This is a genomic window from Paracoccus indicus (assembly GCF_003056335.1).
Lineage (GTDB): Bacteria > Pseudomonadota > Alphaproteobacteria > Rhodobacterales > Rhodobacteraceae > Paracoccus > Paracoccus indicus.
The window spans coordinates 74,853-100,951 of sequence record NZ_PYWA01000010.1 but is presented as its reverse complement, the minus strand read 5'-3'; the positions used below and the strand labels follow the sequence as shown (position 1 = coordinate 100,951).

The 26,099-nt window shown below is 67.4% G+C and carries 25 protein-coding genes; 16 read left to right on the top strand and 9 right to left on the bottom strand.

Translation table 11 applies throughout. The annotated features are described in order from the left end of the window. Positions 1 to 10: 10 nt before the first annotated feature. The 4 genes from DDE75_RS15460 to DDE75_RS15445 form a co-directional block, all read right to left on the bottom strand. Positions 11 to 2,566 carry a DNA translocase FtsK gene (locus DDE75_RS15460; protein WP_108503268.1) on the bottom strand — a complete coding sequence of 852 codons (2,556 nt, stop codon included), beginning with the start codon at positions 2,564 to 2,566 and terminating at the stop codon, positions 11 to 13. Between the two features lie 4 nt (positions 2,567 to 2,570). After that, positions 2,571 to 3,779, bottom strand: a complete 1,209-nt coding sequence (locus tag DDE75_RS15455; RefSeq protein ID WP_108503267.1) for an aminotransferase class I/II-fold pyridoxal phosphate-dependent enzyme — start codon at positions 3,777 to 3,779, stop codon at positions 2,571 to 2,573. A gap of 102 nt (positions 3,780 to 3,881) precedes the next feature. Further along, on the bottom strand, positions 3,882 to 5,216 hold the full coding sequence (locus DDE75_RS15450) for an amidase (RefSeq protein WP_108503266.1): 1,335 nt from the start codon (positions 5,214 to 5,216) through the stop codon (positions 3,882 to 3,884). Then, positions 5,217 to 5,405 carry a DUF1674 domain-containing protein gene (locus tag DDE75_RS15445; protein ID WP_108503265.1) on the bottom strand — a complete coding sequence of 63 codons (189 nt, stop codon included), beginning with the start codon at positions 5,403 to 5,405 and terminating at the stop codon, positions 5,217 to 5,219. Between the two features lie 55 nt (positions 5,406 to 5,460). Here DDE75_RS15445 and DDE75_RS15440 point away from each other — a divergent pair, with 55 nt between their 5' ends. The 8 genes from DDE75_RS15440 (at position 5,461) to mutL (ending at position 15,591) form a co-directional block, all read left to right on the top strand. After that, complete coding sequence (locus DDE75_RS15440) at positions 5,461 to 6,732, top strand: RsmB/NOP family class I SAM-dependent RNA methyltransferase (RefSeq protein ID WP_245894772.1); 1,272 nt, start codon at positions 5,461 to 5,463, stop codon at positions 6,730 to 6,732. 69 nt (positions 6,733 to 6,801) lie between these two features. Next, positions 6,802 to 8,391, top strand: coding sequence for a bifunctional phosphoribosylaminoimidazolecarboxamide formyltransferase/IMP cyclohydrolase (purH, locus tag DDE75_RS15435; protein ID WP_108503264.1), 1,590 nt, complete (start codon positions 6,802 to 6,804; stop codon positions 8,389 to 8,391). Further along, the gene (gene lspA, locus DDE75_RS15430) at positions 8,391 to 9,068 is read left to right on the top strand and encodes a signal peptidase II (protein ID WP_335672052.1); all 678 of its coding nucleotides are present in this window, start codon (positions 8,391 to 8,393) and stop codon (positions 9,066 to 9,068) included. Before purH ends, lspA begins: the two co-directional genes overlap by 1 nt. A 28-nt stretch (positions 9,069 to 9,096) precedes the next feature. Next, a complete protein-coding gene (locus DDE75_RS15425) occupies positions 9,097 to 9,618 on the top strand; it encodes a DUF3035 domain-containing protein (protein ID WP_108503263.1) in 522 nt (173 codons plus the stop codon). 3 nt (positions 9,619 to 9,621) lie between these two features. Beyond that, positions 9,622 to 10,839 (top strand): cytochrome P450, encoded by a 1,218-nt coding sequence (locus DDE75_RS15420; RefSeq protein ID WP_108503262.1) that lies wholly within the window; start codon positions 9,622 to 9,624, stop codon positions 10,837 to 10,839. A 138-nt stretch (positions 10,840 to 10,977) separates the two neighbouring features. After that, positions 10,978 to 12,384 carry a M16 family metallopeptidase gene (locus DDE75_RS15415; protein WP_108503261.1) on the top strand — a complete coding sequence of 469 codons (1,407 nt, stop codon included), beginning with the start codon at positions 10,978 to 10,980 and terminating at the stop codon, positions 12,382 to 12,384. Then, positions 12,381 to 13,688, top strand: a complete 1,308-nt coding sequence (locus DDE75_RS15410; RefSeq protein ID WP_170310959.1) for a M16 family metallopeptidase — start codon at positions 12,381 to 12,383, stop codon at positions 13,686 to 13,688. The genes DDE75_RS15415 and DDE75_RS15410 overlap by 4 nt, the downstream gene beginning before the upstream one ends. Positions 13,689 to 13,782: 94 nt before the next feature. Then, entirely contained in the window at positions 13,783 to 15,591 is a 1,809-nt protein-coding gene (gene mutL, locus DDE75_RS15405) for a DNA mismatch repair endonuclease MutL (RefSeq protein ID WP_245894771.1), read from the top strand. Here the strand turns inward: mutL and DDE75_RS15400 are convergent. Both DDE75_RS15400 and DDE75_RS15395 read right to left on the bottom strand, forming a co-directional pair. After that, positions 15,588 to 16,778: a PQQ-dependent sugar dehydrogenase gene (locus DDE75_RS15400; protein ID WP_108503259.1), complete on the bottom strand. Its 1,191-nt coding sequence runs from the start codon at positions 16,776 to 16,778 to the stop codon at positions 15,588 to 15,590. The genes mutL and DDE75_RS15400 overlap by 4 nt on opposite strands. Positions 16,779 to 16,829: 51 nt before the next feature. Beyond that, a complete protein-coding gene (locus DDE75_RS15395; protein ID WP_108503312.1) occupies positions 16,830 to 17,897 on the bottom strand; it encodes a saccharopine dehydrogenase in 1,068 nt (355 codons plus the stop codon). Positions 17,898 to 18,036: 139 nt separating this feature from the next. Between DDE75_RS15395 and DDE75_RS15390 the strand changes: the two genes are divergently transcribed. Beyond that, complete coding sequence (locus DDE75_RS15390; RefSeq protein WP_108503258.1) at positions 18,037 to 18,816, top strand: MBL fold metallo-hydrolase; 780 nt, start codon at positions 18,037 to 18,039, stop codon at positions 18,814 to 18,816. Positions 18,817 to 18,828: 12 nt separating this feature from the next. Then, positions 18,829 to 19,524 carry a TVP38/TMEM64 family protein gene (locus DDE75_RS15385; RefSeq protein WP_108503257.1) on the top strand — a complete coding sequence of 232 codons (696 nt, stop codon included), beginning with the start codon at positions 18,829 to 18,831 and terminating at the stop codon, positions 19,522 to 19,524. Here the strand turns inward: DDE75_RS15385 and DDE75_RS15380 are convergent. The 3 genes from DDE75_RS15380 to DDE75_RS15370 are packed head-to-tail and all read right to left on the bottom strand — an operon-like array spanning position 19,502 to position 21,283. Next, positions 19,502 to 20,158 (bottom strand): pseudouridine synthase, encoded by a 657-nt coding sequence (locus tag DDE75_RS15380; RefSeq protein WP_108503256.1) that lies wholly within the window; start codon positions 20,156 to 20,158, stop codon positions 19,502 to 19,504. The genes DDE75_RS15385 and DDE75_RS15380 overlap by 23 nt on opposite strands. Next, on the bottom strand, positions 20,155 to 20,781 hold the full coding sequence (locus tag DDE75_RS15375; RefSeq protein ID WP_108503311.1) for a LysE family translocator: 627 nt from the start codon (positions 20,779 to 20,781) through the stop codon (positions 20,155 to 20,157). The genes DDE75_RS15380 and DDE75_RS15375 overlap by 4 nt, the downstream gene beginning before the upstream one ends. 49 nt (positions 20,782 to 20,830) lie before the next feature. Further along, positions 20,831 to 21,283 (bottom strand): GAF domain-containing protein, encoded by a 453-nt coding sequence (locus DDE75_RS15370; protein ID WP_108503255.1) that lies wholly within the window; start codon positions 21,281 to 21,283, stop codon positions 20,831 to 20,833. Between the two features lie 114 nt (positions 21,284 to 21,397). Between DDE75_RS15370 and DDE75_RS15365 the strand changes: the two genes are divergently transcribed. Genes DDE75_RS15365 through DDE75_RS15340 form a run of 6 tightly spaced genes read left to right on the top strand, consistent with a single transcriptional unit; the run spans position 21,398 to position 26,065 of the window. Beyond that, positions 21,398 to 22,711: a histidine kinase gene (locus DDE75_RS15365; protein WP_108503254.1), complete on the top strand. Its 1,314-nt coding sequence runs from the start codon at positions 21,398 to 21,400 to the stop codon at positions 22,709 to 22,711. Between the two features lie 12 nt (positions 22,712 to 22,723). Then, the gene (locus DDE75_RS15360) at positions 22,724 to 23,350 is read left to right on the top strand and encodes a response regulator (RefSeq protein WP_162799068.1); all 627 of its coding nucleotides are present in this window, start codon (positions 22,724 to 22,726) and stop codon (positions 23,348 to 23,350) included. Between the two features lie 16 nt (positions 23,351 to 23,366). After that, the gene (locus DDE75_RS15355) at positions 23,367 to 23,879 is read left to right on the top strand and encodes a DUF2478 domain-containing protein (protein WP_108503252.1); all 513 of its coding nucleotides are present in this window, start codon (positions 23,367 to 23,369) and stop codon (positions 23,877 to 23,879) included. Further along, positions 23,876 to 24,124: a sulfurtransferase TusA family protein gene (locus DDE75_RS15350; protein WP_108503251.1), complete on the top strand. Its 249-nt coding sequence runs from the start codon at positions 23,876 to 23,878 to the stop codon at positions 24,122 to 24,124. The genes DDE75_RS15355 and DDE75_RS15350 overlap by 4 nt, the downstream gene beginning before the upstream one ends. Before the next feature lie 9 nt (positions 24,125 to 24,133). Next, positions 24,134 to 25,114 (top strand): iron exporter MbfA, encoded by a 981-nt coding sequence (gene mbfA, locus DDE75_RS15345; RefSeq protein ID WP_108503310.1) that lies wholly within the window; start codon positions 24,134 to 24,136, stop codon positions 25,112 to 25,114. A 27-nt stretch (positions 25,115 to 25,141) separates the two neighbouring features. Further along, positions 25,142 to 26,065: an AEC family transporter gene (locus DDE75_RS15340; protein ID WP_108503250.1), complete on the top strand. Its 924-nt coding sequence runs from the start codon at positions 25,142 to 25,144 to the stop codon at positions 26,063 to 26,065. Positions 26,066 to 26,099: the final 34 nt, after the last annotated feature.

Sequence of the window (26,099 nt, the reverse complement as noted above, 5' to 3'; positions counted from 1 at the left end):
TGACGGTGCCTCAGACTTCGGGCACCAGAACCTCGCGCTTGCCCACGTGGTTGGCAGGTGAAACGACGCCCTGATCCTCCATCTGCTCGACAAGCCGCGCGGCCTTGTTATAGCCGATCGCCAGCTTGCGCTGGATATAGCTGGTGGAACACTTGCGGTCCTTGGCCACGATCATCACGGCCTGATCGTAAAGCGCATCGTCGCCATTGTCGCCGCCACCCAGACCCAGAACCGCGTCGATATTATCGGCCTTGTCATCCTCGGGGCCCTCGACCACGCCGGATTTGTAGCTGGGCGGACCGAAGGATTTCAGGTGGTTCACGATCTCCTCGACCTCTTCGTCGCTGACGAAGGGACCGTGGATGCGGGTGATGCGCGCGCCATTGCCCATGTACAGCATGTCGCCCTGACCCAGCAGCTGCTCGGCCCCCTGCTCACCCAGGATAGTGCGGCTGTCGATCTTCGAGGTCACCTGGAAGCTGACCCGCGTCGGGAAGTTCGCCTTGATCGTGCCGGTGATGACATCGACCGAAGGCCGCTGCGTTGCCATGATCAGGTGGATGCCCGAGGCGCGGGCCATCTGCGCCAGACGCTGGATGCAGGCCTCGATCTCCTTGCCCGCGACCATCATCAGGTCGGCCATCTCGTCCACGACGACGACGATATAGGGGAAGGCCTCGGGCTGGAATTCCTCGGTCTCCCAGATGGCGTCGCCGGTATCCTCGTCGAAGCCGGTCTGGACGGTGCGCTTGAACATCTCGCCCTTGGCCAAGGCCTCTGCCACGCGACCGTTATAGCCTTCGATGTTGCGCACGCCCATCTTGGACATCTTGCGGTAACGGTCCTCCATCTCGCCCACGACCCACTTCAGGGCAACGACCGCCTTCTTGGGGTCGGTGACGACGGGGGACAGCAGATGCGGGATGCCGTCATAGACGGAGAGTTCCAGCATCTTGGGGTCGATCATGATCAGCCGGCATTCATCCGGCGTCAGCTTGTAGAGCAGCGACAGGATCATCGTGTTGATGGCCACCGACTTGCCCGAACCCGTGGTCCCGGCGATCAGCAGGTGGGGCATCTTGGCAAGGTTCGCCACGATGGGATCGCCGCCGATATCCTTGCCCAGGGCCAAGGGCAGCGGGTGCTTGCCGTCGCTGAAGGCGCGGCTGGCCAGGATCTCGCGGAAGGCGACCTTCTCGCGCTTGGCGTTGGGCAGTTCGATCCCGATGACGCTGCGGCCCGGAACCGTGCTGACACGCGCCGACAGGGCCGACATCGACCGGGCGATGTCATCGGCCAGACCGATCACGCGGCTGGCCTTCAGACCGGGCGCGGGTTCCAGCTCGTAGAGCGTGACGACGGGGCCGGGGCGAACCTCGGTGATCTGGCCCTTGACGCCGTAATCGTCCAGCACCGCCTCCAGCGCGCGGGCGTTCTCCATCAGCATCTCTTCCGAGATGGGGGCCTGATCAGCGGCATCGGGCATCGACAGCAGGTCCAGCGGCGGGCGTTCATAGCCGTTGGCGCTGTCCTCGGCGGGCAGTTCGCGCGCGGTCATGGTCGCGGCAGCCTTGGGGGCGGCCTTCGGCACCACGCGGGGCGCGGGTTCGTCCAGCGGCATGGGTGCGGCATCTTCCTGCGCGGGAACGCCGTCGCGGGCCAGCTTCGACGTCACCGCCTTCAGGACCGAGGATTTCGTTGCATGACTGCGGATCGCGTCGCTGATGCGGCCACGAACCTCTTCGTCGGTGGGGGCATCGCCTTCGTAATCGGAATCCCGCTCGATCAGCTCGGGCTCGGGCATTTCCTCTTCCAGCTGGAAGGCCGGAGGGGTGGCGCGGGCCCGCGACGGGGCGGGTTCAACCCGCCCGGGGTGATCCTGGGCCGTGCGCGGTTGGCGCAGACGCTGGATCAGCGCGGCACCGCCGTCGATGGCACGCAGCGACAGATGCAGCGCCGTGGCCAGACCGCGCAGGAACCGCGACCTGAGGGCCATCAGCTCGGCCTTGCTGAAGCCCAGGACGAAGGCCCCGGCGCTGACCGTCGCCACCGCCACGATCAGCGCGGCCAGGCGGATGCCCAGCTGCGCCTTCATCGGCAGCAGGTTCAGGAAGGCCCCCATGATCATGTCGCCGAAATGGCCGCCCATGCCGTAATTCTGCTGCCATTCCGGACCCGGCGTCAGCGTGCTACAATAGATCGAGACCAGCGCGACGGCGATGGGGGTGAAGATGCCGCGCATCAGGCGTTCCTCGCCCTTGTGCAGCATCAGGCGCAGACCCCAGACGGCGGCGGCAGTCACCAGCATCCAGGACCCATAGCCCGCGATCATCATCAAGGGGGCCGCGACATAGGCGCCGAAGCTGCCCAGCATGTTCTGCGCGGGCGCATCGGTCGCCGAGAGGAAGCTGGGATCGTCCGCCGACCAGCTGCCCAGCATCATGCCGACCAGCAGCGCCAGCAGGATCAGCCCCGCACCCAGCAATTCCTTGCCGCGCCGTTCCAGGGCCGCCTGCGTGGACTGGTCGAACAGCGGATCGCGGTGTTTCGCCTGCCAACTTGCCATCTGCTCATCCCCTCCCGTCGGTCGTGTCATCGTAAAGCACTTCGCGCAGTCGCGTCAGCGCCGTTTCCGTCTGTTCCGCATCGGCGACCAGCGCCACGCGGATGAAGCCGCGCCCCGGATTATGGCCCTGTACCTCGCGCGAGAGATAGGCCCCGGGCAGCACCTGGATGCCCGCCTGTTCCCACAGCCTGCAGGCCGCAGCCTCACCATCCTCGACGGGCAGCCACAGGAAGAAGCCGCCGTCGATGGGCTGGTATCCCGGGATATTGCCGAAGATCCGGTCGGCGATGTCGTATTTCACCTGATAAAGCGCCCGGTTCGCATCCGCATGTGCGTCATCCGACCAAGCCGCCTGCGACACGCGCTGCACCGGCAGCGGCAGCGGCGCGCCCGCGAAGCTGCGCAGCTGGCGCATCTTGGCGATCTGGGCTTTGCCCCCTGCGGCGAAGCCTGACCGCAGCCCCGGCAGGTTCGACCGCTTGGAGAGCGAGTTGAACATCACCACGCGGTCGGCCAAACCCATGTCGGTGGCGACCGTCAGCGCACTGGGCGGCGGGGTGTCGCGATAGATCTCGGAATAGCACTCGTCCGAGAAGATCAGGAAATCATGGCGTTCGGCCAGCGCGACCAGCTGTTCCAGATAGGCGCGATCCGCCATGGCGCCCTGCGGGTTGGCGGGCGAACAGAGATAGGCGATGGCCACGCGGTCCAGCAATTCGGGATCAAGGGCTGCATAATCGGGCAGGTTGCCGGTTTCGGGCGTCGCGGGCAGGAAAACCGCATCGGCATTCACCGCCGCCGCCGCCACGGCATAGACCTGGTAGAAGGGATTTGGCACCAGAACCGCGGGCCGCTGGCCGTTCTTGGTTTCCGGACACAGCGCAAGGGCCGCGTTGAACAGCCCCTCGCGCGTGCCGTTCAGCACCATCAGCCGGTCGGGGGTGACATCCAGCCCGTGGCGGCGCTGCAACCAGCCCGCGATGGCGTCCAGCAGTTCCGGCGCGCCTTCGTTCGGGGGGTATTTGGCAAACTGCCCGATGCTGTCGGCCATCACCGGCCCGACGAAATCGGGCATGGGATGGCGGGGTTCGCCGATGGTCAGGACCATGGGGGATTCGCCCGGCGCAAGCCCGGGTTGAATGTCGGAGAGCAACGCCCGCAACCGCGGGAACGCGTATTCCGGCAGGTTCGCGAACCGCTCGGGGAATGTCATCTCTGCCTCGCTTTCGGGGTCTTCGCCCCGTTCCTTGGCAGAAACTTTAGCGTGAACATGCCCTTGCGTCCAGTGAAACACCCCGGACATGCGGGCCGCTGCCTAAGTGGCGGCCAGCGCCCTTTCGGCCCCCGCCGCCACGCGCAGCAGGTGCCGGTCCAGCCCCGCATGCCCCATCAGCGATATCCCGCAGGCGGGCAGCCCCGTCGGCAGCGTGACCGAGGGCAGCCCCAGCAGGTTCGCGATGCGGGTGTTGCGCAGCGTCAGCAGGTTGGCGCGAACGAATTCGGCCTGATCCTCCATCAGCTTCTGCGTGGCGGGGGGCAGGATCGGCACGGTCGGGACCAGCACGGCGTCGTAACCGCCCACGACCTCCTTGATCCACTTGCGGCGGATGCGGGTCAGGCTTTCCCATGCGGCGACGTAATCGGGACCGCTGACATCGGCGCCACCGCGGAAGCGTTCCAGGATCGGCGCCCACATCAGTTCGGGCGCATCCTCGATCTGGGCGCGCCAGATGCCATAGGCCTCGGGGGCGAAGACCTGCGGCGACAGGGCCATCGCCTTGTCCAGCCAATCGGTCGAGACATGGGCGATCTGCGCCCCCGCTTGCCCCAGCCGGTCCACCGCATCCTGAAAGGCGGTGACGACGCCGGATTCGGCATCGTCGAAGGGCAGCCCCTCCAGCACCATCAGTCGCAACCCCTTGACCGAGGCGTCCCGCAGGTCCGGTGCGGGCTGATCGGCCATGATGGCGAACAGCTCGGCGCAGTCCTCGACCGTGCGGGCGATGGGGCCGGGAATGTCGAACTTGCGCGCCAGCGGCACGACACCCTTTTCCGGCAGCGTGCCATGCGTCGGCTTGAAGCCCACCAGCCCGTTCCACGCGGCAGGCACGCGGACCGATCCGCCCGTATCGGTGCCGATCGCCGCAGCCGCCAGCCCAAGCGCCACGGATACGGCAGCCCCCGAGGACGACCCGCCCGGTGCAAGATCCGGGTCCAGCGCATTGGGCGGCGTCGCGGTGACGGGGTTCAGGCCCAGACCGGAAAAGGCCAGCTCGGTCATATGGGTCTTGCCCAGGCAGACGGTCCCGCGACGCGCCGCGCGGGCCAGGATGTTGCCATCCTTGCGGGGAACGCGGCCCTCCAGCAGCTTGGATCCGGCCTCGGTCACGGTGCCGCCGCTGTCGATATTGTCCTTCCAGCTGATCGCCACCCCGTCCAGCAGGCTATGGCGGCGTTCCTGCTTGGCGCGATCATGGGCGGCAACAGCCTCGGAGCGGGCGCGGGCAGCGGTCAGGCGGGCATAGATGCGCGCGCAGTCGGGATGGTCCTTGGCGGCGGCCAGGTAGGCCTCGGTCTGGTCGATGGGGTCGAGAAGGCCCGCAAGAATCGCGCGGCCCTGCTGGGTGGCGGACTGGAAACGCCACTCCATTCAGAAATCCACCGCGATGCCGTTCTTTTCATAATCGCCGAAACGCACCGCCTCGGGGCCGTCGCGACCGCCGTATTCGACCGGAAGGGGCTGATCGACGGCGGCCTTGCGGCGTGCCTCGGCCTCGGCCAGGGCGCGCTGCGCGGCGGGCGGCAGATCGGCGTTATGGGTCTTGGTCGTATCACTCATGGAAACATCCCCCGAATGGGCGTATGGGTCGCGTTCAGTCTTGAACAACATCTAGGTGAAGGAAAGCGTTTTGGCAAAGCCGGGCGGCGATATGGCGCGAAAGGGCGCATTGCGATTGATCCAGGGCGTCCGCGACGGGCGGTCCCTGTCCGACCAGTCGGGGGCGCTGCGGGCGCTGCCCGTGGCAGACCAGGCCCGCGCGGCGCGGCTGGCGGCGGAAACGCTGCGCCACCAGGGCCGCGCCGACCGCGTGATCGAGGGCCTCGTGAACCGCACCCCGCCCCCGCAGGTGGCCGATGTGCTGCGCCTTGCCGTGGTCGAGATGCTGGAGCTGGGCGCGCCCGCCCATGGCGTCGTGGGTGCCGCGGTCGATCTGACCCGCACGCTTGGACAGCGCGGCCGCGCGGCGGCGGGCATGGCCAACGCGGTGCTGCGCAAGGCCTCGGCCTTCGAGGGCTGGGCCGATCTGCCGCCGCAGCAGCTGCCCGAATGGCTGCGCGATCCGCTGCTGGATGCCTATGACGAGGCGACGATGATCGCGATGGAGGCCGCCCATCAGCGCGGCGCGCCCATCGACCTGACGCTGAAGCCGGGCGTCGAGCCGATCGAGGGTGGCGACCTGCTGCCCACCGGATCGCTGCGGATGCGCGGATCGGTTCAGGTCTCGGCGCTGCCGGGCTATGATGCGGGCGACTGGTGGGTCCAGGACGCCGCCGCCGCCCTGCCCGCCCGGATGCTGAACGCGCGGCTTGGCGAGAAGGTGGCCGATCTCTGCGCGGCCCCCGGTGGCAAGACGATGCAGCTGGCCGCCACGGGTGCCGATGTCTTTGCCATCGACATCAACGAATACCGCCTGAAGCGCGTCACCGAAAACCTGGCACGCTGCGGTCTGACCGCCACCGTCATCGCCGCCGACGCGCTGGAGTGGGAACCCGATCAGCCGCTGGACGCCATCCTGCTGGATGCGCCCTGTTCGGCCACCGGCACCATCCGCCGCCACCCCGACATGCCCTTCATCCGCGACGGTTACGGCGTGGCCGAGCTGATCGAACTGCAGACCGCCATGCTGGATCACGCGCTGTCGCTGCTGCGTCCGGGCGGGCGGCTGGTCTATGCCACCTGCTCGCTGATCCCCGACGAGGGCGAGGTCCAGATCGAGGAGGCCCTGCAGCGCCACCCCGGCCTGACCGTCGAACATCCGACGCTGGAGGGCATCGAGGCCGAATGGATCACCCCCGAGGGCGGATTGCGCCTGCGGCCCGATTACTGGGCAGACCTGGGCGGCATGGACGGTTTCTACATGGCCTGCCTGCGAAAACCCGCCTGAACCCGATCCCTGCTGGACCTTGAAGCCCAGCAGGGGTAACTGACGCCTGACCAGATAAACGAGGCCCCCATGACCCGTCCCGTCGCCCTGAAGCGCGCCCTGATCTCGGTATCCGACAAGACCGGCCTGATCGAATTCGCACGGGCGCTCGACGCCCGCGGCGTGGAAATCCTGTCCACCGGCGGCAGCGCCAAATCCATGCGCGAGGCGGGTCTGACCGTCATCGACGTGGCCGATGTCACAGGTTTCCCCGAAATGATGGATGGCCGCGTCAAGACGCTGCACCCGGTCGTTCACGGCGGCCTGCTGGCGCTGCGCGACAACGACGAACATCTGGCCGCGATGGAGGCCCATAACATCGGCCCCATCGACCTGCTGGTGGTGAACCTCTATCCGTTCGAGGAAACCGTCGCCAAGGGCGGCGATTACGACGACTGCATCGAGAACATCGACATCGGCGGTCCCGCCATGATCCGCGCGGGCGCCAAGAACCACGGCTTCGTCAACGTGATCGTCGATGTGCAGGATTACGACGCCCTGCTGGCCGAGCTGAACGACAACGACGGCGCGACCACGCTGGAATTCCGCCAGCGTCAGGCCCAGATCGCCTATGCCCGCACCGCCGCCTATGACGCGGCCGTCAGCACCTGGATGGCCGGCGCCATCGGTGTGGACCAGCCCCGCCGCCGCGCCTTTGCCGGCACGCTGGCCCAAGGGCTGCGTTACGGTGAAAACCCGCACCAGCAGGCGGCCTTCTATCGCAACGACGAATCCCGCCCCGGTGTCGCCACCGCGACCCAGCATCAGGGCAAGGAACTGTCCTACAACAACATCAACGACACCGACGCGGCCTTCGAACTGGTCGCCGAATTCGATCCGGCCCAAGGCCCGGCCTGCGCGATCATCAAGCATGCCAACCCCTGCGGCGTGGCGCGTGGCGAGACCGCATTGGAGGCCTACAAGCGGGCCTTCGACTGCGACCGCACCTCGGCCTTCGGCGGCATCATCGCGCTGAACCAGCCGCTGGACGGCGCCACGGCGGAAGAGATCGTCAAGATCTTCACCGAGGTCGTCATCGCCCCCGATGCCGACGAGGATGCCAAGCGCATCTTCGCCGCCAAGAAGAACCTGCGCCTGCTGACCACCGGCGGTCTGCCCGATGTGACGGCTGCAGCCACGACCTTCCGCCAAGTTGCGGGCGGCTTCCTGGTGCAGGGCCGCGACAATGGCCGCATCACCCGCGACGATCTGAAGATCGTCAGCGAACGCCAGCCCTCCGAGGATGAACTGGCCGATCTGCTGTTTGCCTGGAACGTCGCCAAGCACGTCAAGTCGAACGCCATCGTCTATGCCAAGGACATGGCCACCGTCGGCATAGGCGCAGGCCAGATGAGCCGCGTCGACAGCACCCGCATCGGCCGCCGCAAGTCCGAGGACATGGCGCAGGCCATGGGCCTCTCGCAGCCCCTGACCATCGGGTCCGCGGTGGCATCGGATGCCTTCTTCCCCTTCGCCGACGGCATCGAGGCCCTGGCCGAGGCCGGTGCACGCGCCGTCATCCAGCCCGGCGGCTCGATGCGCGACGACGAGGTCATCGCCGCCGCCAACCGCCTTGGTCTGGCCATGGTGCTGACCGGCCAGCGCCACTTCCGCCACTGATGGGCGGCCCTTCCAAGACGGGCGGGGCCACGCGCGGCAAGGGGAAACCCCTGCTGCGCAGCGACATGCGGATGGTGGCCTGGGTCGCGGGCGCGATCTTCCTGCTGGATCAGGCGCTGAAATATCTGGTCGTCCATATCATGCAGCTGGACGTCAAGCGCTCGATCGACGTGCTGCCGCCCTGGCTGAACCTGCGCATGGCGTGGAACCAGGGCGTGAACTTCGGCCTGATGTCCTCGGAGCAGTTCCTGATGCGCTGGATCCTAGTGGGCATCGCGGTGGCGATCTGCCTCTGGGTCTGGATCTGGGTCTGGCGCGGGAACTTCGGGCGCATCGCCAAGGTTTCGGCGGGGTTTCTGATCGGGGGGGCCCTGGGGAATGTGGTCGACCGCATCCTCTATGGCGCGGTGGCCGATTTCCTGAACATGTCGCTGCCGGGCTGGCAGAACCCCTACAGCTTCAACGTCGCCGATATCGCCATCTTCGCGGGTGCCATCGGGCTGGTCCTGATGCCGCAGAAGAAGCACGAAGCGGCAAGGCCCACGCCGAAACCGAAGGCCGCGCCCAAATCCGTCAAGCCGGCCCCCGCCATGCAGAAACAGGGCGATCTGTTCCGCGACGCGAGCCATGGCCCCTCGCGCGACAGCAGGCGTGACGGCGATGGAAAATCGGGCTAGAACGGCGCAAAGGACGAAGGGGCAGGACATGCGGACAATCGCGCTGATGATCGGAATGGCGGCTGCGACGGCCCTTGGGGCCTGTTCCAGCGATCCGAAGCTGAACAACCTCAAGGCCGGGCGGTCGGGGCCGGACGAATTCTCGATCCTGCCGACGCGGTCGCTGTCGATGCCGCCCGACCTGGCGGTGCTGCCCGCGCCGACGCCGGGCGGGTCGAACATCACCGACCCCAATCCGCAGGGCGACGCGGTGGCGGCCCTTGGCGGCAATCCCGAACGGCTGCGCGACCAAGGCATCGGGGCGGCGGATCAGGCGCTGGTGGCGCAGGCCACCCTCACCGGCACCGATCCCGCCATCCGCCAGACCCTGGCGACCGAGGATGCGCGCTGGCGGTCCCGGAACGGTCCGCGCCTGTTGGAGCGGGTCTTCGGCAGTTCGGTCTATCAACGCGCCTATGCCCCGATGGCGCTGGACGGTGCCGAAGAACAGCTGCGTTGGCAGAAGGCGGGGGCGATATCCTCGACGGCTCCGGCACCCAGGGAACAGTAATCCTTGGCGATCCCTTTCGACCCGCAGGCGTCGGCTTTCGGGGAAAACCCCTGGCCTGCCTATGCCGCGCTGCGCGATCAGCCGGGGCTGCCCTATTGGGACAGCTTCGACGGCCATCTGGTCAGCAGGATGGAGGATGTCCGCGCCATCGCGCTGGACCGGCGCATGGTGCGAAGCGCCGCTGCATTCGCCGATGCGGATGAGATGCGCCGCATCCAGATCGCCAAGAACTTCCACGACATGTCGTTCCACGAACGCTTCGTGCAGACCTCCATGCTCGAGATCGACGGCCCGGCCCATGACAAGCTGCGCCGTGCGGTCTTTCCCTTCTTCACCAAGACCCGGCTGGAGAGCATGCGCGGCTTCGTCACCGCTTGGGTCGATCAGGCGCTGGACCGGCTGATCCCGCGGGGCCGCATCGATTTCATCGCCGATCTGGCGGCCCATCTGCCCGGACAGGTCATTGGGCATCTGATCGGCACGGACCCCGAACTGGCGCCGCAGATGACCCTCTGGTCCGAGGATGTCGTCAGCTATTTCGACATCGACCGGACGGCCGCGAAAAAGGCGCGTGCCGAGGAATCGACCCGCCTGTTCGCGGAACTGCTGGAGGATCTGCACGCCGCCCGCAGCGCCACGCCGCGCGACGACCTGATGTCGCAGATGATCCAGGCCGAAACCGCGGGGCTGATGACCCATGACGAGGTGATCGCCACGATCATGCAGATCCTGCATGCGGGCCACGGGTCGACCATCGACGTGATGGGCAGCGGGCTGCACGCCCTGCTGACCCATCCCGACCAGCTGGCGCTGCTGCGGGCAGATCCCGCCCTGATGCCGCTGGCCGTGCAGGAGATGTTCCGCTTTGCAGCCCCCCTGCCCTTCTTCCACCGCTTTGCGTCCGAGGATCTGCACATCTGCGGGCAGGATTGGCCCAAGGGGACGAAGTTCGGGCTGCTCTATGCCAGTGCGAACCGCGATCCGGCGGCCTTTGCCGAACCGGACCGGCTGGACATCACGCGGCGTCCGAATGTGCATCTGGCCTTTGGCGCGGGGCCGAATGTTTGCCTGGGCAACAACCTGGCCCGCCTGAACATGGAGATCCTGTTCAGGGCCCTGCTGGACCGCGCACCCCACATGGCGCTGGACGGGCCTGTCCTGTGGAAAGCGGGCCTGCAGGCGCATGGGCCGACTGAGCTGCCCCTGGCCCTGACCCGATAAGGGCGCACGATCCCAGCCCCCCATCGAAGGGGGCCGGGATCGGGGGGCTGACGCCCCCGCACAATCCCGCGAGGGTGTCTTGTGCTGCGACCGGCCCCGGTCCAAGTTTCCAAGCAGCAAGAGGAGGTTGCCCAGCCCATGCGTCGCCCGACCATTCGCCCCGCCCTGATGCTGTCTTCGGCATTGGTGCTTGGATCCGCGTTTTCCGCCTTGGCCGAGATGCCCGAGGATGTCACCCATTTCACCCTGGACAACGGGTTGGAAGCCGTCGTCATCGAGGATGACCGCGCCCCCGTCGTCGTGCAGATGGTCTGGTACAAGATCGGCGCCGCCGACGAGGTGCCCGGCAAATCCGGCATCGCCCACTACCTGGAACACCTAATGTTCAAGGGCACCGACAAGCTGGCCCCGGGCGAATTGTCCAAGACCGTCACCGCCAATGGCGGCAGCGACAATGCCTTCACCAGCTGGGATTACACCGCCTATTTCCAGCGCATCGCCAGCGACCGCCTGCCCCTGGTCATGGGGATGGAGGCCGACCGGATGGCGAACCTCAAGATCTCGGACGACGACTGGCAGGCGGAACGGCAGGTGGTCCTGGCCGAACGCGCGCAGCGGATCGACAGCGATCCCGCCGCGTTGTTCAACGAGGAGATGAACGCCATCGTCTTCGACAACCACCCTTACAGCCGCCCCATCATCGGCTGGAAGGATGAGATCGCCGATCTGACGCGCGAGGATGCGATCGACTGGTACGACACGCATTATTCCCCGAACGAGGCGATCCTAGTCATCGCAGGCGACGTCACCCCCGAGGAAGCCCGCCGCCTGGCCGAGGAAAACTATGGCGCGATCCCCGCCAAGGGCGAGGCCGAACCGCGCATGCGCCCTCAGGAGCCGACCAAGCAGACCGAGCGCCGGATCAGCATGACCGATCCGCGCGTGGCCCAGCCCCGCATGATCCGCAGCGTGCTGGCCCCCGAACGCAATGCCGGCGATCAGGAAAAGGCCGCGGCGCTGACGGTTCTGGCCGATCTGCTGGGCGGTTCGACCCAGACCTCGGTTCTGGGACGCAAGCTGATGCTGACGGGCAAGGCGCTGTGGGTCGGCGCCTCCTATGACGGGCTGTCGCTGGACCCGACGGAATTCACCCTGTCGCTGGTGCCGCCGCAGGGCAGCGACCCCGCCAAGGCCGAAGCCGCACTGGACGAGGCGATTGCCACCTTCCTGAAGGACGGCGTCGACGAGGCCGATCTGGAACGCGTCAAGACGCGCATCCGGGCCGCGCAGGTCTATGCCAAGGACAGCGCCCATGCCCGCGCCTATGACTATGGGCAGGGACTGGCCACCGGCCTGACGGTCGAGGATGTGAACGACTGGCCCGACATCCTGTCCGCCGTGACCGCCGATGACGTCATGACTGCCGCCCGAGAGGTGCTGGGCGAAGGCGGCGGCGTGACGGGCTGGCTGATGCCCGAACCGCCCGAAGAACCCATGGCCAAATCCGCGCCCCCCAAACCCCAGACCCCCGAGGTGCAAGGATGATTCGTGCCGCAATCGCAACCGTCCTGACGCTGCTGGCCCTGCCCGCCCATGCGATCGAGATCCAGGACGTGACCTCGCCCAAGGGCATCAAGGCGTGGCTGGTGCAGGACGACAGCATCCCCTTCGTCGCGTTGGACATCCAGTTCAAGGGCGGCGCCAGCATGGACGCCGAAGGCAAGCGCGGCGCCACCAACCTGATGACCGCGCTACTGGAAGAAGGCGCGGGCAAACGCGACAGCACCCAGTTCGCGCAGGCAGTCGAGGATCTGGGCGCGCGCATGTCCTTCGACGTGGATGACGACACGCTCGGCGTCAGCTTCCGCGCCCTGTCGGAAAATCGCGATCAGGCGGGTGATCTGCTGGCGATGGCGCTGACGCAGCCGCGCTTCGACGAAAGCGCCGTGGAACGTGTCCGCGCGCAGGTGCAGGCTGTCATCCGGTCCGAGGCGACCGACCCCAACAGCATCGCCGCCAAGGAGTTGGCGGCGCAGGCCTGGGACGACCATCCCTATGCGACCTCGCTGAACGGAACGCAGGAAAGCGTCGCGCAGCTGACCCGTCAGGATCTGGTCGCCGCCAAGAACCGCATCCTGGCGCGCGACCGCGTGGTGGTGGGTGCCGCGGGCGACATCTCGGCCGAGGAGCTTGGGCCGCTGCTGGACCGCATCCTTGGCGGTCTGCCCGAACAGGCGACCGCGCCCCTGCCGGACAAGGCCGAACTGCAGCTGACCGGCGGCACGACCGTCATCGATTGGGACAGCCCGCAGACGGTGGTCTCCTTCGCGGGTCCGGGGATCGGCCTCGACGATCCGGACTACTTCGCGGCCTTCGTGGCCAACCACATCCTTGGCGGCGGCGGCTTCAGTTCGCGTCTGATGACCGAGGTGCGTGAAAAGCGCGGGCTGACCTATGGCGTCGGCACGGTGCTGGCGACGGGTCTGTTCGGCCAGTCGTGGCAGGGCGGCATGGCCGGGGGCAATGATACGACCGCCGAAGCCGTGGACCTGATCCGCCAGGAATGGGGCGGCATGGCCGATGGCGTCACCGAAAAGGAACTGACCGACGCCAAGACCTATCTGACCGGTGAATACCCGCTGCGCTTCGATGGCAACGGGCGCATCGCCTCGATCCTGGCGGGGATGCAGCTGATCGGTTTCCCCATCGACTATATCAACACCCGCAACGACAAGGTCGAGGCCGTCACCGCCGAGGATGTATCCCGCGTCGCCAAGCGCCTGCTGGACCCCGCCAATTTGCGTTTCGTGCTGGTGGGCCGCCCCGAGGGCTTTGACGCCACCAACTGATGGCGCGCCGTGCCCCTGCGGGGGTGCGGCGACCCTCTGGCGGCTTTCACGGCCCGGTGCTAGTTTCCCGCCGATGAACACGCCAAGCCCCCTCATGCGCCCGATGATCCGCCAGCTGGACGAGGCGACCGCCAACCGCATCGCGGCGGGCGAGGTCGTCGAACGCCCCGCATCGGCGGTCAAGGAACTGGTGGAGAACGCGCTGGACGCGGGCGCCACCCGCATCACCATCGACATCGAGGCCGGCGGCAAGCGCCTGATCCGCGTCAGCGACAACGGTTGGGGCATGACGCCCGAGGATCTGCCGCTGGCGCTGTCGCGCCATGCCACCAGCAAGATCGACGGTAGCGACCTTCTGGCCATCAGCAGCTTCGGCTTCCGGGGCGAGGCTCTGCCCTCGCTCGGGGCGGTGGGGCGGCTGACCATCACCTCGCGGGCCGAAGGTGCGGATGGCGCGGTCATCGCCGTCTCGGGCGGCAAGGTGACGCCGCCCCGCCCTGCCGCCGCCAATCAGGGCACGGTGGTCGAACTGCGCGACCTGTTCTTCGCCACCCCCGCCCGGCTGAAATTCCTGCGCACCGACCGGGCCGAGGCGCAGGCGGTCGCCGATGTCATTCGCCGTCTGGCCATGGCCGAGCCTTTCGTCGGCTTCCACCTGACCGCCGATGGCCGCGACATCTTTCGCGCCGATGCCGAGCAGGGCGAATTGTTCGGTGCCTATCAGACCCGCCTGACACGGGTGATGGGCGTGGATTTCATCGACAATACCCTGCCCATCGATGCCGAACGCGACGGGCTGACACTGACGGGCTTTGCCGCCCTGCCGACCTTCTCGCGCGGGGCCGCGGTGGCGCAGCATGTTTATGTCAACGGCAGGCCGGTGCGGGACAAGCTGCTGACCGGCGCGCTGAAGGCCGGTTACATGGATGTGCTGGCGCCGGGGCGGCATGCGGCGGCGGTGCTCTATCTGGCCTGCGATCCGCAGCTGGTCGATGTGAACGTCCACCCCGCCAAGGCCGAGGTGCGCTTCCGCGACCCGCAGGCCGCGCGGGGGCTTGTCGTCAGCGCGCTGCGTCATGCGCTGGCCCATGCGGGGCATCGGGCCTCATCCACCGTGGGCGATGCGACGCTGCAGGCCTTCCGGCCCGAACCCGCGCCGCAACCCACACCGCAGCCCGTCCCGCAATCATGGCGACCCGACACCCCCTCCGGCGCCAGCATCCGCGCGGCGCTGGATCTGCAATCGCCCATTCTGGACGGCGGCTTCGCCGAGGCACCCTCGGCCCGCTATGAACCCGTGGCCGACGAGACGCCGACGAATGCCCCCTTGGGGGCGGCGCGGGCGCAGATCCACGAGAATTACATCATCGCCCAGACCGAGGACGGGCTGATCGTCGTCGACCAGCACGCCGCCCATGAACGTCTGGTCTATGAGCGGCTGAAGGCGCAGGCCGCGACCCGTGCCATTCCCGCGCAGGCCATGCTCATTCCCGATATCGTCGAGCTGCCCGAAGCGGATGCGACCCGCATCCTGTCCATCACGGACGAATTGGCCCAGATGGGGCTGGTGATCGAACCCTTCGGCCCCGGCGCCATCGCCATCCGCGAAACGCCCGCCATGCTGGCCCGCCTGAACACCAAGGCGCTGATCAACGACATCCTGGACGATCTGGTCGATCAGGGCACATCCGACCGGTTGCGCGCGCGGCTGGATGCGGTGCTGTCGTCCATGGCCTGCCACGGGTCCATCCGGTCGGGCCGCCGCATGTCGGCAGACGAGATGAACGCCCTCCTGCGCGAGATGGAGCGGACGCCGCGTTCCGGCCAGTGCAACCACGGGCGTCCGACATGGGTCAAGCTGCGCCTGTCCGACATCGAACGCTTGTTCGGGCGCAGCGATTAATCGCCGCGGGTAACGCGGATCAGCTTGCCGTTGTCCTCATCCGTGATCAGCACCAAGGCACCGTCCTGTGCGACCTCGATATCGCGGACGCGGCCGATACCCTGCAGGTGGCGGGCCTCGCCGGTGACCTTTTCGCCCTCGATATCCAGCCGAATGACGGCGCTGGCCTGCAACCCGCCCAGCAGCGCGTCGCCCTGCCATTCGGGGAACATCTGCCCGTCATAGAAAATCATCCCGCTGAGTGCGGGCGAGGGGTCCCAGTAATAGACCGGCTGCACCGTGCCCTCGACCTGCGTCTGGCCCATCTGGCTGCCGTCGTAATCGGTGCCATAGGTCGCCAGAGGCCAGCCGTGGTTGCGGCCGGGCTTGATCAGGTTCAACTCATCCCCGCCCTTTGGGCCATGTTCGGACATCCAGAGGCTGCCGTCCGGCCCCATCGCCGCGCCTTGAATGTTGCGGTGGCCCATGGTCCAGATCTCGGGCATCGCACCCTCGATCCCGGCACCTGCGGGGCTGCCGTCAATGGCGTCGATGCGGATGGTCTTGCCCAATGTGGCCTGCGGGTCCTGCGCCAGCTGGCGCGGCTCGGGGTTGGAACGTTCCCCCACGCCGACATGGATATGCCCCTGCCCATCATGGACGATGCGGGCGCCGAAATGCTTGGTCGACGCCCAGGCCGGATTCTGTTGCCAGATGCGGGTGACATCCTGCATCTGCGTGCCGTCATTCGACAGGATGCCTGTGGCGACGGCTGTGGCGTTTTGCCCATCGCCGCGTGGCTCGGCATAGGTCCACCAGACGCGGCGGGTCCGCTCGAAGTCATCCGCAACGGCCACGTCGTGCAACCCGCCCTGGTCGCGGGCATCGACCTGCGGCAGGCCCTGCACGGGATCGCCCATGGCCCCATCCGCCCCGATCACCCGCATGCGGCCCGGGCGTTCCGTGACCAGCCAGCTGCCATCGGGCAAGGCCGCCAATCCCCAAGGGTGATCCAGTCCCTCGGCCAGCACGGCCTGCGTCAGGGCCACATCGTCGGGCAGCGCGGGCGCGCGGGTTTGGCCAGCAAACGCCGGTTCTTGATCATAGGCAGCCCCATTCGGCGGCGCATCGTTGAAACCCTGCGCCAGGGCGCATCCCGCGCCCAGCAGGGTGGCAAGCAAGGTGGTCGTCTGGCTGATCCGTTTCATGGTGGTCCCTCCCAAGGTGTCATGGCGGTTGCCAAATCAACGCGGGTTGGATCAGCCCTGTTCCTGCCCTGCGACGACATGTCGGTCGAACAGCGCCCGCGCCCGTCCCCACGGCCCCGCCTCGATCCGATCCAGCTGCTCCAGCACCGGCAGCAGCTGTGCCGCGTAATCCTGCGAGGATTCGCGCGGCAGCATCGAGGGAAGATTGTCGATGGCCATCACGTCCAGCGGCGGCGCATTGGCCACGCGCAGGGCCGGACGGTCCCATGTGGTCGTCCGGTCATAGACCTTGATGGGGGAAAAATCGCTGTCGGGATCGCAGGCGACATCGCCGATGACGCGCAGATCGCGCGCCGGACCCTTGGCGCTTTCGGGCACGAAGACCGGCACGCCCGGCCCGGCAAGGATGGCGTTGATGAAGATCTGGTGCATCAGGATCTGCGGAAAGGGACCGCCCGAGGCGGTCTCGGCCATGTCCCAGGGGGTGACGGCCACCCCCATCGCGGTCAGCAGATCGCAGGCGCCGCGCCCCACGCGCCCCTTGGCGCCGATGACGATGGCATTGGGTCTGGGCAGGCCCGTGGCGTCCATCTGGGCGCGCAGTTCCTGCACCAGATGATCCTGGTCGGGATAGGCTGCGACCGGGCCGCAGATCGTGTCGCGCGCCTGTGCGACCCAGCATTTCAGCGCCACCGCCGCGCCTGCGTATCCGGCCCAATACCCGAAGGCCGCCAGCCGACGCCCCTCGTCGTCGGTTAGATACTCCAGATCGTATAGCGCCCCGCCGCCTGCGTGAAACCGCTGCAGCAGCACCTGCCCCGAGGGCTGCCCCTTGTAGGCATGGCCGAACATGATGTGGCGGTGCCGCAGGGGTTGGCCGTCGGCGGGCAGTTCCTTCAGGCCGAAGATGATGGCGTCGTCGGGGGCGGCGGGCCATGACCCCTCGGGGGCGATGGAGGCACCGGCGCGGGCGTAATCCGCGGTGGGAATGATGCGGCGCGGGCTTTCCTCGACGGTGACCTGCATGCCCTGGGCGATCAACCGGGCCACGCCGTCGGGCGTGATGCCGGTGCGATCCTCGTTCGGGCGGCTTTCGGCCCTGACCCACAGATGTGTCATATGCGTGTATCCCATCGCCTCTATTCCGGATTGCAAAGGTTAGGGCAGGATGCCGCAGGCCCGCAAGCTGCGGGAACCGGGCAAGCCACCGGGGGTTTCATCTGCTGTCCCCGCAATTCCAACCGCCGAAGGAACGATCATGCTGATAAGCCGTCGCACCGGATTGAAACTGGCTGCCGCCTTTCTGGGCAGCGCCCTGATTCCCGCATTCGCCATGGCGCAGGATGCCGAAGCCATGCCCAGCAAGCTGACCCATCCGACCGATGCCGGCGATGTGGTCATCCATCCCGTCGATCACGCCAGCATGGTCTGGGAAACGCCTGCGGGGGTCATCTATGTCGATCCGGTCGGCGGCCCTGATGCCTATGCCGATCTGCCCGCGCCCGATCTGATCCTGATCACCCATGAACATGGCGACCATTTCGACCAGCCGACGCTGGACGGTCTGGCCGAGGTTCCGCTGATCACCAACAAGGCGGTCTTCGACATGCTGCCGAAAGCCATGCAAGATCGTGCCACCGCCATGGCCAACGGTGATACCGGCACCGCGCTGGATTACGACCTCGAGGCCATTCCCGCCTATAACATCACCGAGGATCGGCTGCAGTATCACCCCAAGGGCCGCGACAACGGCTACATCCTGGCGATCGGCGGCAAGCGCTTCCTGATCGCGGGCGATACCGAGGATACGCCGGAACTGCGTGCCCTGACGGACATCGCCGTGGCCTTCGTGCCGATGAACCTGCCCTATACGATGACGGTCGAGCAGGCCGCCGACGCCGTGGCTGAATTCGCGCCGCAGACGGTCTATCCCTATCATTTCCGCGACAGTGACGTGCAGGAATTCGCGCGACTGGTCGGCGAAAGCGATGCAAAGACCCAGGTGGTCATCGCCGATTGGTATCACAGCGAAGGCTGAGGGTACCGGGCAATGCCGGCTGCGGGTCTGCGCATCGTGATCCTGCTGGGGTGGGTGATCCTGCTGGCGGCGGCTGCGCTCTATCTGTGGCCGTCGCTGCCCGCCCTGCAGTCGGACCTTGGGCGCTTGCATGACCTGCTGCAGCATGGCGCAGGGTGGCGCCAGCGCAATCCCGCGCTGGCGATCCTGTCGTTTCTGGGGGGATTCGCGGTCGCAGGCAGTCTGCCCCTGCCTGTCGTCGTGGCATTGACCCTGACGGGCGGCGCCTTTTTCGGCTTTTGGCTGGGGCTTGGCCTGTCATTGCTGGGCACGGTTCTGGCCGCGACCATATCCTTCCTAGTCGCGCGGCATCTGCTGTCGGGATGGGTGCGTAAAAGCCTGAGCACTCGGATCGAGCGACTGGACGCCCGGGTCGAGCAGGACGGTGCCTTGGCCCTGCTGAGCCTGCGTCTGACACCTGCCCTGCCCTTCTTCGTGGTGAATATCATGTCCGGCCTCAGCATCATGTCGGTGCAGAGGTTTGCTTGGATCACGGCCTTGGGCGTGTTGCCCAACAAGATCATCCTGACCGCCGCCGGAACTGAACTGGCCGAGGTTCAGCGCGTCTCGGACATCTTCGGGCCGCGCGTCGTGGCGCTGATCGCGGCGCTGGCGGTGCTGCCTTGGGCGATGCGATGGCTGCGGCTCAGAATGGCACGGGCGCGCTGAAGCTGTGATGCACCCCGCCGTCGGGGTGGCGGATGCGCAGCGTTTCCGCATGCAGCATCAGGCGCGGGTAATCCGCCGCGGCGCCCGTCGCGTAAAGCGGATCGCCCAGGATCGGGTGGCCGCTTTCGGCCATATGGACGCGCAGCTGATGGCTGCGCCCCGTCACGGGCATCAGCCGCACGCGGGTCTCATTCGCCAACACCTTCATCACCCGCCAATCGGTCTGCGAGGGGCGACCCTGTTCATGGTCCACCTTCTGACGCGGGCGGTTCGGCCAATCGACCATCAAGGGCAGATCGACGCGGCCGGTCTTGGGTTCCAGCCGGCCCCAGACACGGGCGACATAGGATTTCTTGGTCTGACGCTCCTCGAACTGCTTCGAGAGGTTGCGCTGCGCATGGCGCGTCAGCCCGAAAACCATCACCCCCGATGTGTCCAGATCCAGCCGGTGGACCAAAAGCACGGTCGGAAAGGCGCGGCGCAGACGCGAAATCAGGCAGTCGGCGCGATCATCGCCCCGCCCCGGCACCGACAGAAGGCCCGCCTGCTTGTCCACCACCAGGATCTCGTGGTCGGCATGCAGGATGACGGGATCGTCGGGGGGCGGGCGATAGATGAAACGGTCTTCGGTCATTTGGCCACAAGGCGGATCGCAAGGCCCGCGAACATCACGGCGGCGATCTTGTTGACCAGCCCCAAGCGCTTGCCGATGACATGGCCCGCAACCCCGCCCACGACGCCATAGCCGATGGTCACCAGCGTGCCGGTAAAGGCAAAGATCAGCCCCAGCCCCAGGATCTGCTGCCAGATCGGCCCCCATGCGACATTGGTGAACTGCGGCAGGAAGGCCAGCATGAACAGCACCGGCTTGGGGTTCAGCGCGTTGGACAGAAAGCCCCGGCGGATGATGTTCCAGACGCGCACGCTGCCCCGCGCGGTGGGGTCGATGTCACCGGCACGCCAGCTTTTCCACGCCAGCCACAGCAGATAGGCGGCGCCTGCGTATTTGATGGCGCGCAACGCCTCGGGGTGGGCGGCGACGACGGCACCAAGACCAATGGTGGCCAGCGTGACATGCATCAGCACGCCCAGACCCACGCCGAAGCCCGCCCAGGCACCAGCGCGGGGGCCGCCCTGAATGCCGCAGGCGCTGGCGAAGAAGACATCCTGACCGGGGGCGAAGTTCAGAACCAGCCCGCCCGCGATGAAGGCCATCATCTGGCCCGCGGGAATGTTCATCAAGGTATCCCAGATCATCTGATGCCCTTTCGCACCCATGCAGGCGGCGCGCCCGCGACGTTTCGGATCAAAGCCGGCCGAAGACCTCGGCCAGCATGGAGGAAAGCGCGTCGGCGTCGCTCTGGTCGAAGGCGTCCGGACGGTCGCTGTCGATGTCCAGCACCCCGATCAACCGGTCGTCGCGCCCGATGACCGGCAGCACGATTTCCGACCGGGTCGAGGACGAACAGGCGATATGGCCCGGGAAAGCCTCGACATCGGCGACGATCTGGGTCTGGCGCGTGCGGGCGGCGGCGCCGCAGACGCCCCGCGCGAAGGGAATGACCAGACAGCCGTGACCGCCCTGATAGGGGCCGATCTTCAGCAGTTCGGGCGCCACGACCCGATAGAAGCCGGTCCAGTCGAAGCGGTCGTCCGAATGGTGCAATTCGCAGGCCATGGTGGCCATCAGGGCGACCTCGTCGGTCTCTCCCTCGGTCAGGGCCCGGATGCGGGCGGCAAGGTCTTGATAATCGCTCATGGCGTATCTCTATGACAGCGACATGGCACTGGAAAGCCCGTCCCTTGCAGGCGGCGCGAATATCGGCCCCGCTTGCCCATTGCCCCGGCACCCGCTTGCCGCCAGTCTGCGGCCATGACGCTGAAGACCCGCATCCTGATCGTGATCCTGACAACGCAGCTGTTGCTGATCGCGGTCTTGGCCGTGGGCAGTCTGGACCGGCTGCGCCATGACATCGCGGCGGGCAACCGCCTTGGGGCGCAGACGGCGCGGCACCTGGTGCTGGCCACCATCGGTACCATGCAGGGCGCGGTGCCGCCCGACCGCATCATGGCGCTGCTGCCAGAACGCCTGACCGAACCGCCAAACGCCCGCATCGCGGTGCTGGACGCCCGCACCGGCACGCCGCGCCGCCCGGCGGGCTTTGTCGACCGACCCCAGGGCGTCCCCGCATGGTTCCGCGATCTGGTCGCCCCCGAGGTGAACGAATCGCGCCTGCCCGTGGTGATCGAGGGGCGGCCGCAGGGGATGGTCGTGATCGCGGGCGATCCCTCGCGCCAGATCGCGCAGGCATGGCGCGACATGCGCGACCTGATGGTGCTGGTGCTGGCCATGGTGGCCCTGCAAGGGGCGCTGGTCTGGTGGGCGGTGCGGCAGGCGCTGCGCCCGGTATCGGCCCTTGGGTCGCGCCTGTCGGAGATGACGCGCGGTGAACTGGACGGCCGCATAGGCCCCCTGCAGCAGCCGGATCTTGCGCCCTTGGCCCGCCACGTGGACCAGCTGGCCGACACGCTGGCGCAGGCGCGTTTGGACCGCCAGCGCCTGCAGCATCAGATCGTCAGTCGCGCCGATGCCGAACGCAAATCCATCGCCCGCGACCTGCACGATGAAATGGGCCCCTGCCTCTTCGGTCTGCGGGTCGAGGCCGATGCCCTGGCCACCGCCGCCCCAGATGCCGCAACCGCCGCCTCGGCCCGGCAGATCGCGGCGATCGCCGAGCAGATCGGCCAGCTGAACCGCACCCTGCTGAACGACCTGCGACCCATGGCCGTGGGGCAGCTGCCGCTGGCGACCGTGCTGCGCGATTACATCGACGACCTGGCCCGCCGCATGCCCGACATCCGCTTCGACCTGGAGATCGCCGCAGGCCTGCCCGAACCCGATGAGGCCACTGCCCTGACCCTCTTCCGCATCGTTCAGGAAGGCACGACGAACGCGCTGCGCCATGCGGGGGCGCGGGGGGTGGGGATCCGGCTCTGGACCGATCCCGCGCATTGGCGCATGATCCTGACCGATGACGGAGCAGGCTTCGCCCCCGACCACCGCGACGGCACCGGCCTGACCGGCATGCGCGAAAGAATCACCCTGCTGGGGGGCGATCTGCGGATCGAATCGGGCGGCGAGGGAACGCGGCTGATGGCCCGCCTGCCTCGCCCGACGACACCATGAATGGACCCTGACGTGACCAAACGCGCGCTTGTAATCGACGACCACCCCATCACCCACCTTGGTGCCAGCAGGCTGCTCCGCGACCTTGGCTATGACCCCGTCGGTCAGGCGATGTCGGGCGAGGATGCCCTGTCCCAGCTGATCGACGCCCCCCTGCCCGACCTGATCGTCCTGGACATCAGCCTGCCGGATGCGGGCGGGCTGGATCTGATCGCGCCGCTGCGTGACAAGGCCCCCGATGCCCGTATCCTGATCTTTTCCATGAACGACCAGACGGGGTTTGCGGCGCGGGCGTTGCAGGAGGGCGCGCAGGGTTTCCTGTCCAAAAACGCGCCCCCCGCCGATTTCCGTCAGGCCGTCACCACGCTGGAGGCGGGCGAGTTCTACCTGGACGCCCGCCAGGCGATGGCGCTGGCCACGCTGCGGGCGGGGGCGGCGGACGATCCGCTTGGCGCGCTGTCGGATCGTGAAAGGCAGGTTCTGGCGCTGATCGGACAGGGTCAGGGTCTGCAGGCCATCGCGGATCGCATCGGGGTCAGCTACAAGACGGCGGCGAACACCTCCTCGGTTCTGAAGAAGAAGCTGGGCGTGGACGGGATCAACGGCTTGATGAAATTCGCGCTGGATAGCGGCGTCTGAGACAGGGGAAACGACAATGCTGGCATGGTTCGGCCTTGATGAAAGCGCGGCCCCCGGTGCCGCCGACCGCCTGATCGCGGATCTGGCCCGCGACCTGCAGGCCCGCGGCATGCGGATCGCGGGGGCGGTGCAGACCAACCACGACCTGGGCCCCGATTGCGCCTGCGACATGGACATGCAGGTGATCGGCGATCAGACGGCCCCGGTGCGCATCTCTCAATCGCTTGGGGCGGGGGCTTCGGGCTGTCGTCTGGACACCGGCGCGCTCGAGGAGGTCGTCGCCCGCACGGCCCCCACCCTGCCCGGCGCGGAACTGGTCATCATCCCCAAGTTCGGCCGGCAAGAGGCGATGGGCCGCGGCTTCTACAGCCTGATCGCGCAGGCGGCGGCGGATGGACAGCCGGTGGTGCTTTACGTCCCCCGCCAGCAGCGTGCCGCCTTCATCGATTTTGCGGGCGATCTGGCGGTCGAACTGCCCCCCGAGGCCGTCACCGACTGGTGCCTTGGGCAGGCGGCGGCCCTGTCGTGACACGGATCGATGCGCGCGACCTTCTGTGCCCCCTGCCGGTGCTGCGCCTGCGCAAGGCGCTGATGGACGTGGCACCGGGGGACCGTGTCGTCCTGACCGCCACGGATCCGATGTCGGTGGTCGATGTGCCGCATTTCTGCGGGCAGGCAGGTCATGTCATGGTGGCGCAGCGCGACCTGCCCGACGGCGCGCATGAATTCACGGTGCAGCGGGGGGCAGAGAGCTCCTCCCCACAGGATATTTGAGCGCGAATGATGAACCTGTCCTTCATGTCCACCCGCAAGCGCCTGACCGACCTGTCCGAGCGCGAGATCCTGGCCCTGGCCATCGCCTCCGAGGAGGATGATGCCCGCATCTATCGCAGCTGGGCCGATTTCCTGCGGGCCGATTACCCCGCCACCGCCGCCGTCTTCGACGGCATGAGCGAGGAGGAGGACGGCCACCGCCGCCAACTGATCGACACTTTCACCCGGCGCTTCGGCGATGCGATCCCGGTGATCCGGCGCGAACATGTCGCGGGCTATTTCTCCCGCCGTCCCGCCTGGATGATGCAGAACCTGTCGCTGGAAACCATCCGCGCCGAGGCCGCCGGCATGGAACGCGACGCCGCCGATTTCTATGCCCGCGCAGCCCAGCAAAGCCTGGACGCCGGGACCCGCAAGCTGCTGGGCGATCTGGCCGCCGCCGAACGTGGCCATGAAAACCGTGCCGCCGAGCTGAGCGACCGCCATCTGGACGACGACAGCCGCGCCGAGGAGGATGCCGTCGCGCATCGCGATTTCGTGCTGACCTGGGTGCAGCCGGGTCTGGCGGGGCTGATGGACGGCAGCGTCTCGACCCTTGCGCCGATCTTCGCAGTGGCCTTCGCCACGCAGGACCCCTGGACGACCTTCCTGGTCGGGCTGGCCGCCAGCATCGGCGCGGGCATCAGCATGGGCTTCACCGAGGCCGCATCCGATGACGGCGTCATCTCGGGTCGCGGATCGCCTTTGAAGCGGGGGTTGTCCTCGGGGGTGATGACGGCGGTGGGCGGTCTGGGGCACGCCCTGCCCTATCTGATCCCCGATTTTTGGACCGCCACCACCATCGCCATCATGGTCGTCTTCGTCGAGCTGTGGGCCATCGCCTGGATCCAGAACCGCTGGATGCAGACGCCCTTCTGGCGGGCCACCTTGCAAGTGGTCGTGGGCGGTGGTCTGGTGCTGGCCGTGGGGGTGCTGATCGGCTCCGGATGACGCCCCCCGGCAACGGGGACCATTGGATTGACCGAGATTTTCTTGAAGACGCTGCCCTTTTTCGGGCTGATCGGACTTGGCTGGGCCGCCGCCGCATCGCGGTTCTTCCCGTCCGAGGCCGCAGCCTGGCTGACGAAATTCGTCTTCTACTTCGCGCTCTCGGCCATGCTGTTCCGCTTTGCCGCGGGGCTGGATCTGGCCGCGCTGTTCGACCTGCGCTTCGTGCTGGCCTATCTGGCGGGATCGACGCTGGTCTGGGGCATCGGCATGGCGGTGGCCCGCGCGCGCGGCCTGCCCCTGCCTGACGCCGCGATGGAGGCCCAATGCTGCATGACCGGCAACACCGGTTTCCTGGGCGTCCCGATGCTGGTCGTCCTGCTGGGCGAACGCGCCGTGGGGCCGGTGCTGATGGTGCTGACCATCGACATGCTGGTCTTTTCCACGCTGATCACGCTGATCATCCACGGCGCGCGACAAGGCGGGTTGCGGGTGGCCGCGATCCTGCCGGTGCTGCGCGGAGTGGCGGCGAACCCGATGATCCTGTCGATGGTGGCGGGGCTGTCTTGGTCGCTGCTGCATCTGCCGATGCCCGGACCGTTGGACGAATTCCTGACCATCTTGGGACAAGCCGCCACCCCCGGCGCATTGTTCGCCATCGGGGCCAGCCTTGCGGGGCGGCAGTTACGGCGGATGGCGGCCTCGGGGTGGCTGAGCGTCGCGAAGCTGGTCCTGCATCCGCTGGCGGTGGGCATCGCCGCTTGGCTTCTGGCGGTCGAGCCCTTTGCCGCGGGCGTGATGATCGCTGCCGCAGCCCTGCCCGTGGCGGGCAACGTCTATATCCTGGCGCAGCATTTCGGGGTGGGGCAGCAGCGGGTCTCGGCGGCGATCCTGATCTCGACCGCGTTCAGCATCGTGACGATCCCCGTGGTTATCACGCTGATCGGGGCCTAAGGGGGCCTCTCGACCCCGACGGGGCGGCAGGCTA